11 protein-coding genes are annotated in these 10,677 nt (G+C 65.5%); 1 reads left to right on the top strand and 10 read right to left on the bottom strand.

Annotated elements, in window-relative coordinates; all coding sequences use genetic code 11:
- Window positions 1-444: 444 nt before the first annotated feature.
- From VGQ94_00470 to pstS, 3 genes are all read right to left on the bottom strand, one after another.
- Window positions 445-939: a pyridoxamine 5'-phosphate oxidase family protein gene (locus VGQ94_00470; protein ID HEV2020981.1), complete on the bottom strand. Its 495-nt coding sequence runs from the start codon at window positions 937-939 to the stop codon at window positions 445-447.
- 97 nt (window positions 940-1,036) lie between these two features.
- The gene (locus VGQ94_00465; GenBank protein ID HEV2020980.1) at window positions 1,037-2,608 is read right to left on the bottom strand and encodes a putative porin; all 1,572 of its coding nucleotides are present in this window, start codon (window positions 2,606-2,608) and stop codon (window positions 1,037-1,039) included.
- An 82-nt stretch (window positions 2,609-2,690) separates the two neighbouring features.
- The gene (gene pstS, locus VGQ94_00460; GenBank protein HEV2020979.1) at window positions 2,691-3,698 is read right to left on the bottom strand and encodes a phosphate ABC transporter substrate-binding protein PstS; all 1,008 of its coding nucleotides are present in this window, start codon (window positions 3,696-3,698) and stop codon (window positions 2,691-2,693) included.
- A gap of 154 nt (window positions 3,699-3,852) precedes the next feature.
- Between pstS and VGQ94_00455 the strand changes: the two genes are divergently transcribed.
- Window positions 3,853-4,269 (top strand): arsenate reductase ArsC, encoded by a 417-nt coding sequence (locus VGQ94_00455; GenBank protein ID HEV2020978.1) that lies wholly within the window; start codon window positions 3,853-3,855, stop codon window positions 4,267-4,269.
- 20 nt (window positions 4,270-4,289) lie between these two features.
- On the opposite strand, the gene phoU is transcribed toward VGQ94_00455, so the two are convergent.
- From phoU to VGQ94_00420, 7 genes are all read right to left on the bottom strand, one after another.
- Window positions 4,290-4,973, bottom strand: a complete 684-nt coding sequence (gene phoU / locus VGQ94_00450; protein ID HEV2020977.1) for a phosphate signaling complex protein PhoU — start codon at window positions 4,971-4,973, stop codon at window positions 4,290-4,292.
- Window positions 4,970-5,731, bottom strand: a complete 762-nt coding sequence (gene pstB, locus VGQ94_00445; protein ID HEV2020976.1) for a phosphate ABC transporter ATP-binding protein PstB — start codon at window positions 5,729-5,731, stop codon at window positions 4,970-4,972. Before pstB ends, phoU begins: the two co-directional genes overlap by 4 nt.
- Window position 5,732: 1 nt before the next feature.
- Window positions 5,733-6,575, bottom strand: coding sequence for a phosphate ABC transporter permease PstA (pstA, locus tag VGQ94_00440; GenBank protein ID HEV2020975.1), 843 nt, complete (start codon window positions 6,573-6,575; stop codon window positions 5,733-5,735).
- Window positions 6,576-6,600: 25 nt separating this feature from the next.
- Window positions 6,601-7,641 (bottom strand): phosphate ABC transporter permease subunit PstC, encoded by a 1,041-nt coding sequence (pstC, locus tag VGQ94_00435; GenBank protein HEV2020974.1) that lies wholly within the window; start codon window positions 7,639-7,641, stop codon window positions 6,601-6,603.
- Window positions 7,642-7,692: 51 nt separating this feature from the next.
- Window positions 7,693-9,420: an ATP-binding protein gene (locus VGQ94_00430; protein HEV2020973.1), complete on the bottom strand. Its 1,728-nt coding sequence runs from the start codon at window positions 9,418-9,420 to the stop codon at window positions 7,693-7,695.
- A complete protein-coding gene (locus tag VGQ94_00425; GenBank protein ID HEV2020972.1) occupies window positions 9,417-10,109 on the bottom strand; it encodes a response regulator transcription factor in 693 nt (230 codons plus the stop codon). The genes VGQ94_00430 and VGQ94_00425 overlap by 4 nt, the downstream gene beginning before the upstream one ends.
- An 80-nt stretch (window positions 10,110-10,189) precedes the next feature.
- Entirely contained in the window at window positions 10,190-10,396 is a 207-nt protein-coding gene (locus VGQ94_00420; GenBank protein HEV2020971.1) for a hypothetical protein, read from the bottom strand.
- Between the last annotated feature and the right edge of the window lie 281 nt (window positions 10,397-10,677).

Raw genomic sequence — 10,677 nt, 5'->3', positions numbered from 1 at the left:
CGGTGATTCCAATCGTCCTTGGCGATGGCATTCGGCTGTTCTCGGGCGGAGAGGGTGAACATCGCCTCGAGTTGGAAGGCCACCGTTCCTGGCCGAGTGGAATGGTCCAGATGCGGTACCGCGTTCGCGCCGAAGGCGGCACCACAAGCCTCTAAACCACAAGGACGCAAAGGAACCCAGAGGAAAGTTCAAATCCTTTTGATTCTGGCGCGGCAAGACTGTGGGGACTTTTGTGGGGACTGCTCATGCATTCCAGCTAGTCTCGCCACTGCTGCGCGCATCTCAATACAACAACTGAACTGACTGTGCAGAAAGGGGTTGCAGGGTTTTCTGCCGTCCGATCAATTAGTTAGCAAATCACCTGTTTTAGATTTTCAAGACCGCCCGTTTCAACCGCTCACGCACCTCTCCGCCTAACAGTTTAGTGCACTCCGGGCTCGCGGGTCAGTGATGCGTTTTGGTTTTTGGCTGGAGGCTCTGGTAGTGCTTCCACCAGGCGGCCCGGATCTCGTCCTCGATGGTCTGGCCATCGTCGTAGGACGGAGAGACCAGGGGCAAGGCCTCTTCCACCTTGATGAGTACGAAGGAGTGGAGGTCGAGCTCGCCCCGGCCCTTGCCGGTATTGATCCAGCGGCTGGAGTAGAACTCGCGAACGTCGTCCATGAGCTGACCACGGTCCACGACGGTGGCCTTGCCCTTGAAGCGGTAGCCCTTGCGGGTGATGGGATCCACCACGTTGATCTCGACAGCGGGGTTGATGCGCAGGTTACGCATGGTGGCGGGGGAGCGGATGTCGGCGAAGACCAGGTGGTCGTCGTCCCACACGGTGAGGGTGCCCTTGGGCGAGAGGTTGGGGGTGCCGTCGGGGCAGACGGTGGCCACGAAGCCGAGGCGCTGCTCGCGCACCACCCGCTGCATGTCGTCGCTGAGCATTCCCATGGGAGCGCAAAGAGCTTACCCCTGCCCGGAGCGCAGGACAACCGTTCCTGCGCCGGGCTTGGGACGAGGCGCCGGCTGGTTGACCGGCGCCGCAGGGCTAGAAGCTGTAGATAATGTCGAACTGGAAACGCTGGAGGTACGGGTCTTTGCCGCCCACGGGGACGCCGGGGGCGCGCTTGGCGTTCTCCAGCGCGGTGTTGAGCGTACGCCCGATCCAGTCGGTGACGCCGATGGTCACGTTGTCGCGCACCTTCCAGTTGAAGTAAATCTTGTTTTGCAGGACGTTGCTGGGGGAGCGCTGGTCGCTCTCGTTGAACGAGGTGATCACGGAATCCTGCTCCTGCCGCCACCAGCTGTAGCCGAACTGGATGTCGTTCTTGCTGCGGGTGCGGCCTACGTTGACGTCGAACAGGTAGAGCTTGTCCTGCTTGGTCCCGGTCACGGCGGAGGTGGCGGCGCCGAGGTTCTTCTCGAACTCCATCTGGAGGTTGATCGGGAATCGCTCCCAAGGCGTCTTGAAGACGAAACTGTCGATAAAGTCCGCATACAGGAAGCGGGAGCAGAAATGGCGGTTGGGAGATACCCCAGTGGTGCAGTTGGTCATGCCGTTGGGCGCGAAAGCTCCGACGGCGGCCCCGCCGTTGACGGAAGCAGGTTCGTTCAGGATGACGTCGGTGAGCTGCCACTTCAGGCCGCTGAAAGCGGGCGTCATGGTGACATGGGAGCCGAGCTGCATCTTGGTCGAGATCTGGCCGCCCAGAGCCTTGGAGTCCTGGCCCACGCCCACTTCGTTGAATAACAGTTGCATGCCAGTGAAGGTCACGTTCTTGAAGATGCCGCCGTTCTTCAGGTCGAAGGAAGCCTTCTCGCTGAAGCCTTCGGGGTTCAGATCGGGGTCCCACATAGAGTTTGTGCGGATCCAGCTATAGGCAAACTTGCCGCCGGTGAGCGAGAGCCACTTGTGGGCCTGGGGATTGTAGGTGATGTAGCCGCGGTCGAAGCTGATGGTCTTGCGCTCGAAGACGTTATTGAGGGTCTCGTTGCTGGAGGTGGGGTCGGTGATGATGCCGGAGGCCATGAAGATGCCGGCGTTGAAGTCCTCATTGAGCTTGCCCTCGAAGCCGAAGCGCAGGCGGATGCGCTCACGCGCCCGGAGCTGGCAGGCGCCGACGGGGCAGAGCGGGTTGTCTTGCGAGGTGAAGGTCTCCTGACGCACGCGCACGTCGCCGGTGAAGCGGAAGCGGCCGACAATGCCCTCGATCTTGGATACGCGCTTCTGGTCCTCCTGGGTACTGGCAGCGGCGTTGGTCTGGTTGAGCTTCACGTCCGCCAGGTCGCTCTGCACCTTGCTGACCGATTCGCCCTGCTGGCTGGCGAAGGACTGCGCGGCCGCAGCCTTCTCCTGCGCGGTGCTGGCATTGGTCTGCGCCTGGGCTAGGGCCTGCTGCATCTGCTCCAGCAACTGGTCGCGGCGGCGCATCTCGTCCTGCATCTGCTGGATCTGCTGCTGCTGCGCGGCCAGGGCCTGGCGCAGCTCGCGCACGTCCTGCGTGGTCATGGCGCCGCTGCTGCTCTTCTTCTTACTCTTAGCGGAGCCCGAGGGCGCGGCCTGCGCCATCAGCACAGCGGAAAACAGGAGTACGACACAGCACTTCAGGGCGGTTCTCATTGCTTCTCCTTTTCGTTATGTGTCACGAGTTGGAACGAAACCTGGGATTACCGGGGCGACTCCCGAGTCGCCCCGGTCAGCCTCATCGCACCTGCCCGATGGTGGCTTTAACTTTGTCCGCGACCTCTTTGGGGAGCGGGGCATAGGTGAGCTGGGTGGCAAGCTCTTGCCCGTCGTTCACCATCCAGCTCAGGAAGTCGGCGAGGATTTTACCCTTCTGCGCGTCTTTGGCGGGCGTGGGGATCAGCAGCCAGGTGAAGCTGGCGATAGGATAAGCGTCCTTGCCCGGGGCGTTGGTGATGGAGACGCGGAAGTCCGCCGGCATGTTCTTCACCGAGGCCGCGGCCGCCGTGGTGCTCTGCAGGCTGGCCTTCACAAACGCTCCGGAAACGTTTTTCACGCTGCCATACGCGATCTTGTTCTGCTCGGCGTAGATCAACTCCACGTAGCCGATGGCGCCTTCCATCTGGCGCACCATCCCGGCTACGCCCTCGTTGCCCTTGGCGCCGATGCCCACCGGCCAGGAGACGGAGGTCTTGGCCCCCACCTGGTTCTTCCAGTCGGGGCTCACCTTCGAAAGATAGTCGGTCCAGACGAAGGTGGTGCCGCTGCCGTCGGAGCGATGCACCACGATGATGGGCTGGCTGGGCAGGCTCACGCCGGGGTTCGCGTCCGCGATGGCCTTGTCGTTCCAGGAAGAGATGCGGCCCAGGAAGATCCCGGCCAGAGCCTGCGGAGTGAACTTGAGGTCGGTCTTCACCCCCGGCACGTTGTAGGCGGGAACCACCGCGCCCAGCACCGTGGGGATGTGCAGGATCTTCGTCTTGGCCTGGGCGAGCTGGTCGTTGGTCATGGGGCCGTCGGTGGCGCCGAAGTCCACCGTCCCGGCCAGCACCTGGCGGATTCCGCCGCCCGAGCCGATGGACTGGTAGTTGATCTGAATGTCGGGATGCTTCTTGTGGTATTCGCTGAACCACTTGGAGTAGACGGGATAGGGAAAGGTCGCGCCCGCGCCGTTCAAGTTGGTTTGCGCGAGGGCGGCGCTGGACAGCAGCATCAGGCAGCAGATCAGAACGGTAATCCGGTTCAAGTTTGTTCTCCTCAGGAAGTTCTTTTGGCGTGCCCTTATTCTCGGCCCGGCGTGTTAAAGGAGCATTAACGGGATGTGAAAGTGCGGTAAAAAAACGGAGCCAGAGCTCTCCGGGGGCGGGCTGCGATAGTCTTGTGACAGAAAGCTAAACGGCATGAAGACAGTGATTTTCGCGTGCACGCACAGCGCCGGGCGCTCGCAGATGGCGGCAGCGTTCCTTAGCGCGCTGGCCGATCCGGCGAAGGCGCGCGCAGTGGCGGCGGGGACGGAGCCCGCCGAGCGCGTGCATCCCGAGGTGGCGGCGGCCATGGGCGAGCTGGGATTCGACCTCACCGGGGCGCGGCCGCGGAAATTGACCGCGGAATTGGCAGCGGAGGCCAGCCTGATGGTCACCATGGGCTGCGGCGAGGACTGTCCCTATGTGCCGGGGCTGCGTGTGGAAGATTGGGCGCTGGACGACCCCAAGGGAAAGTCGGCGGCGGAGGTGCGCCGCATCCGCGACGGCATCCGGTCGCGGGTGAAGGAGCTCATCGAGAGGGAAGGGCTGGGAAGCGAGGGCCCGGGCTCTTGATTCGCGATTCACGCGGGGTATCAGCCCTGCGCAGGCGGCTCCTCGGAGCCCCCGCCGTGGCGCACATCGGCGCCGCGCACCCAGAAGATGACGTCCTCGGCGATGTTGGTGGCGTGGTCGGCCACGCGTTCCAGGTTGCGCGCGATGAGCAGCGCGTCCAGAGCAGGGCCGCTCGACTCCGGGGAACTGCGCATGAGCCGGGAGAGCGAAATGAAGGCGTCGCGGTTCATGCGGTCCACGATGTCATCCATCTCCAGCACCGCCTGGCCCAGGTCGGCGTCGCCCTGGATGAAGGCTTCGAGCGCGCGCTTGACCATGCCGGCGGCAGTGGAGGCCATGCGCGGGATGTCCACGGGCAGGTCGGCGGCGGGATGGCCGCTCATATCCATCACGCGCTCGGCGATGTTCACCGCCTGGTCGCCCACGCGCTCCAGGTCGGCGTTGATCTTGATGACCGCCAGGATGAAGCGCAGGTCCACGGCCATGGGCTGCTGCATGGCGAGCAGATCGAGGGCCAACTCGTCAATCTCGCGCTCGGCGCGGTTGATGGCCGGTTCGCCCTCCAGCACCTGTTTGCAGAGGCTGACTTCGCGCTTGCGGTAGGCCTCGACGACCCGGTCCACGGCCTGCTCGGCCATGCCCGCCATCTCCAGAAGTTTCTGCTTCAGTTCTTCGAGCCCTTGCTGGAACCGGGTACGCGTCATCCGAACCTTCCTGTGATGTAGTCCTCCGTCTGCTTGTTGGAGGGGTTGGTAAAGATTTTCTGCGTCTGGTCGAACTCGATGAGCCGGCCCATGAGGAAGAAGGCCGTGAATTCCGCCACCCGGGCCGCCTGCTGCATGTTGTGGGTGACGATGACCACCGTGTAGCGCTCCTTGAGCTCGAAGATCAGGTCCTCGATCTTGGCGGTGGCGATGGGATCGAGCGCGGAGGCGGGCTCGTCCATGAGCAGGACCTCGGGCTCCACGGCCAGCGCCCGGGCGATGCACAGTCGCTGCTGCTGCCCGCCGGAGAGGCTGGCTCCCGACTTCTTCTTCAGGAAATCTTTCACCTCGTCCCAGAGCGCGGCGCTGCGCAGGGAGCGCTCCACCACTTCGTCCAGCCGGCGGCGGTTGCGCACTCCGTTGAGCTTCAGTCCGGCGGCCACGTTGTCGTAGATGGACATGGTAGGGAAGGGGTTGGCCTTCTGGAACACCATGCCCACGCGGCGGCGCAGCTCCACCGGGTTGGTGCCGTTGCCGTAGATGTCCTGGCCGCCGATGCGAACTTGGCCCTCCACCCGGGCTTCGGGGTTGGTCTCGTGCAAGCGGTTGAGGCAGCGGATGAAGGTGGACTTGCCGCAGCCCGAAGGGCCGATGATGGCGGTGGCGTGATTGGCGGCGGCGTTGAGCGAGATGGCGAACAGCGCCTGCGTCCGGCCGAACCAGGCGGAGAGCTGGCCGACTTCGATGCCGACTCCCATCTCAGGCCGCTCCTTTCACCACGCCGCGGGCGGCGAGCAGCCGGACGGCGGCGACCGTCCCCACGATCAGCAGGATCAGCACCAGCGCTCCCGCCCAGGCCTGGCGGTGCCATTCGTCGTAGGGAGAGATGGCGTAGGCGAAGATCTGCAGGGGCAGGGCGGCGGTGGGCTGGTCGGGGCGCAGGTTCCAGAACTGGTTGCCGAAGGCGGTGAAGAGTAGCGGCGCGGTCTCCCCGGCGATGCGGCCGAAGCCCAGCATGATGGCGGTGATCACTCCGGGCAGCGCTGTCCGCAGGGTGATGGAAACCGTGGTGCGCCACTCGGGGACGCCCAGGCCCAGCGCCGCTTCGCGGATGGAGTGCGGCACCATGAGCAGCATCTCTTCGGTGGCGCGGGTGACGGTGGGCACCAGCATGATGGCCAGCGCCACTCCGCCGGAGAAGGCGGAGAAATGTTTCTGCCGCAGGACGATGAGCGAGTACACGACGATCCCGACCACGATGGAGGGAACCCCGTTCAGAACGTCGGCGGTGAAGCGGATGAGGTTGCCGAAGCGGTTGCGTCCGTATTCCGCCAGGTAGATGCCCGCGCCCACTCCCAGCGGCACTCCCAGGGCGCAGGCAATGGCCAGAATGGTGCCGGAGCCGATGATGGCGTTGGCCATGCCACCGCCCGGCTCGCCCACCGGCTTTGGGGTCTCGGTGAGAAAGGCCCAGCTCAGTGTGCCGGCGCCGCGATAGACCAGGTAAGCGAAGATGGCCAGCAGCGGCGCCAGGACCAGCAGTGTGGTGAAGGCTGCGGCGGCGGTGGCTGCGTAGTCGGTGAGCCGGCGCCGCCAGCGCACGTAACCGCTCCCGTAAGCCGAGGCGCTACTGGGCATGGGCCCTCGCAGGCGTGCCGCGCGTGACCGACCACACCAAGAGGCGCGCCAGCGCGTTCACGATGATAGTGACCAGGAACAGCGCCAGTCCGATCTCGAACAGCGCGCTGAGGTAGAGGTCGTCGGTGGCCTCGCTGAATTCGTTGGCGATGACGCTGGCCAGGGTGTAGCCGGGGGCGAGCAGGGACTTGGCGATCTCCGGGCGATTGCCGATGACCATGGTGATGGCCATGGTCTCGCCCAGCGCGCGGCCCAGCCCCAGGATGACGGCGCCCACAATGCCGGCGCGCGCGTTGCGCAGCACGCCCACGCGGATCATCTCCCAGCGCGTGGCGCCCAGCGCCAGCGCCGCCTCCCGCTGATGGCGCGGCACGGACACCATCACCTCCCGTGTGATGGAAGAGATGATGGGCACGATCATGATGGCCAGGATCACGCCCGCCGCCAGCATGCCGATGCCGTAGGGAGGGCCCGCAAACAATCCGCTCCAGCCGAGGTGGGACATCAGCCAGGGCTCCACGTCCTGCCGCAGCAACGGCACAAGGACGAAGATGGCCCAGAGTCCGTAGATCACGCTGGGGATGGCCGCCAGCAGTTCGCTGGCAAAGGAGACGACGGCGCGCAGCCGCCGCGGACAGATCTCCGTGACGAACACGGCCACGCCCAGCGCCAGCGGGACCGCGAGAGCCAGAGCGAGCAGCGAAGAAACCACGGTGCCGTAGATAAAGGGTAGGGCGCCAAACTCTCCGGAGACCGGGTCCCACTGGCTCCCGACAAAGAACTTGAAGCCGAATTCGTTGATGGCCATGCGCGAGCCCAGGAAGAGTTCAGCGACGATCAGCACGACGATGACGATGACGCTCAACCCGCAAGCCAGCATGGCGTAGCGGAAGAGGCGGTCGGCAAGCTGGCCGGCGCGCAGCCCTCGGGGCGCGGGCGCAGCGCTCTTCGGCCGGGACGGGGCGGCAGTCGGCTCCCGCCGGGGCCCGGGGTGGGCCGGATTTCCAGGGACAGCCAGTTGGGGGCTCATTGGGGCTGGTGGAACCCTAGCAAACGATTGTTAAAGGATTGTTAAGACGGCTCAGGGGCTGGTCGCGGGAACCGGGGCAGCAGGAAGAATGAAGGAGAAAGTCGAGCCGTGCCCAAGTTCGCTCTCGGCGCGGACCGTGCCGCCGTGGTTGAGCACGATGTGCTTGACGATGGCCAGGCCCAAACCCGTGCCGCCAGCTTCGACCGAGCGCGCCTTGTCCACGCGGTAGAAGCGCTCGAAGAGGCGGGACAGATGTTCGGAGGCGATGCCGGGGCCGAAGTCGCGAACGTAGAACTCGACGGTCGCTCCGGCGGGGCGCGCGCCCAGTTCGATGCGGCCGCCCGCGGCGGCGTACTTGCTGGCGTTGTCGATCAGGTTGGCCAGCACCTGGTGGATGGCGTCGGGGTCGGCGTGCACCGGAGTGTCCGAGGACTCGGCGACGGTGAGTTCGAGGCCGCGGCTGCGCGCGGTCTCGCGCAGATCGCGCGCGGCGTCCTCCAGCAGCTCGCGCGCGGGCGGGGCCGCGAACTCCAGCTTCTGCTCGCCCGACTCCACCCGCGCCAGGGTGAGCAAGTCCTCGGTGAGCCGCGCCATGCGCTCCGCGTTTTTGCGGATGATGTCCACGAACTCGCGCGCGCCGCCGCTGTCGGAGAGCGTTTCGTACAAAGTCTCGGCGTAGCCCTGGATGGAAGTGAGGGGGGTGCGCAGCTCGTGGGAGACGTTGGCGATGAAGTCGCGGCGCGTCTTCTCCACGCGCTCGATCTCGGTGAGGTCGTGGAGCACGGCCACGGCGCCGCCCGCCATGGGCGCGGCGGTCACGTCGAAGACCCGGCCAGGAGCGGCAGAGCGCACGCGGGCGGTGGTGATCTCGCGCTTCTCCAGCGCGGTGGTGAGCGCGGCGAGGAAGTCGGGATCGCGCACGACCTCGACCACCGGAGCCTGCGGCCGGGCGCGACCGGCGGCCAGGCGCTCCATGGCGCCGTTGGCCCACTGCACCGTCCGCTCAGCGGAGACCGCGATCACCGGCTCGTGCATGCTGTTGAGCAGAGTCTCCATCTGCTGGCGGCGGGTCTCGACCTCGTGGAAGGCGTCCTCCAGGCGGCGGGCGGTGCGGTCGAGGGTCGCGGCCACCTGGCCGATCTCGTCGAGAGAACTCTCGGCGATGCGGGCGGAAAGGTCGCCCGAGGCCACGCGCTCGGCAAACTTGACGATGCGGTTCAGCCGGCGCGAGATGGAGAGCGCCGCCAAGCCCGCCAGCAGCATGGCGACCGCGAGCGCCAGCGCCGAGCCTTGGAGCAGCGTGCTCCGCACCTGGGCCGTGGTCTTCTCGATGGCCGCCAACGGATGCGCCAGCCGCACCGCGCCCCCGGGGATGGGCACGGCGACATAAAGAAGGTTGACGTGGACGGTGTGGCTCAAGCGCACCGAGCTGCCCACCTCGCCCTGGAGCGCGGCGGCGAACTCGGGGCGGGTGGCGTGGTTCTCCATGGTGGCAGGGTCGGCCTCGGAATCGGCCAGCACCTTGCCGGTGGAATCAATGATGGTGGCGCGGGCCTGGGCCTGGCGCCCGGCTTCGACGGCCACCTCCTGCATAGAGTGCGACTTGTCGGCCTGGACGCGGCCGGCGAAGAGCTGCGTCTTTTCCACCAGAGCGCGCTCGATCTCGCCGCGCAGGGAAGTCTCCCAGGCGCGGCGGATGGCGAAATCGAGCGTGACCGTTCCGGCGACGATGACCAGCAGGAACGCGCCCATCAGCTTGAAAAAGATGCGGTGAGTCACTTGGGAGCCTCGAACTTGTAGCCGGCGCCGCGCACGGTGCGCAGGTACACCGGGCTCTCGGGCTCGCGCTCGATCTTCTCGCGCAGGCGGCGCACGTACACATCCACCGAGCGCGGGGTGACGAAGGCGACGTCGCGCCACACCGCATCCAGAAGCTGCTCGCGGCTGAAGACTTTTCCCGGATGCGAGGCCAGGTAGTGGATGAGCCGAAACTCGGTGGCGGTGGTGGCCGCCGGCTTGCCGCGCACGGTAAGGCTCATGGCGCCTCCGTCGATCTCCAGGTCACCGGTCTTGATCTTGGCCGGGCCCAAAGGCCTTTCGAAGCGGCGGAGGACGGCGCGCACTCGGGCCACCAGCTCGCGCGGGCTGAAGGGCTTGGTGACGTAGTCGTCGGCGCCCAGCTCGAGGCCCGCGACGCGGTCAGCTTCGGAGGTGCGCGCGGTGAGGAAGATGACGGGCGTCGCGGCGAGCGACTGGCGCTCGCGGATGCGCGTGCACAGCGCGAAGCCGTCGCCGCCCGGGACCATCACGTCCAGCAGGAAGAGCGCGGGCGGGTGCTTCTCCGCCTCGGCGATCACGCCGGTGGCGGCAGGGAAGACGCGCACGCCGAATCCGGCGCCCTCCAGGTGATGGCGCACCAGTTGGGCGATGTCCCGGTTGTCCTCGACCACAAAGACGGTCTGCTTCACGGGGCTATTGTACGGGCCGGGTCGGCGATTCGTGGCGGGGCGCTTGAGAGACGCGGATACGATCCCACGATCGAGGGTCGCTACTTCTTCGAAAGCTCTGCCTCGAAATGACTTTCAACATCCTCACGACTCAGCAGCTTTCTTACCTTGGCCAATATGACCGAATAGACGACCTCATTTCCTGCAACCTGCGCGCTGATAAATGCCCCGTCTTCCGGCAGTTCCTGATAGATGAACTTCACTTTTCTGCCGTCTTCAAGTGTTTTGATCCAGTCTTGGTCTGGCATGGTCGCATCTCTCAGGCGAGATTGGTGTACGGCGCGGGTAAGTATACGTTGTTCGCTGGGGGAACTGACCCATCCTTTCCCGCTCATACCTTCTCTTTGCGTTGCCCCACCCTCCACCCGGTCTTGGCGGAGGGTGGGGGTTTCTCTCGGCGACAAGGGTGCGCAACCCCCTGGCGTCGGCCGTGGACGCTTTCGGGCTAGAATAGAGAAGTTGTTTTTGAAATCAGTCCGTGCGCGGATTCCCGCGCTGGAGGGTGCTTGGCGACAGCGGAAGGAGTGAT

The organism is Terriglobales bacterium, assembly GCA_035937135.1.
Classification (GTDB): domain Bacteria; phylum Acidobacteriota; class Terriglobia; order Terriglobales; family Acidobacteriaceae; genus DASYVL01.
This window is presented reverse-complemented; position numbering and strand designations above follow the sequence as displayed.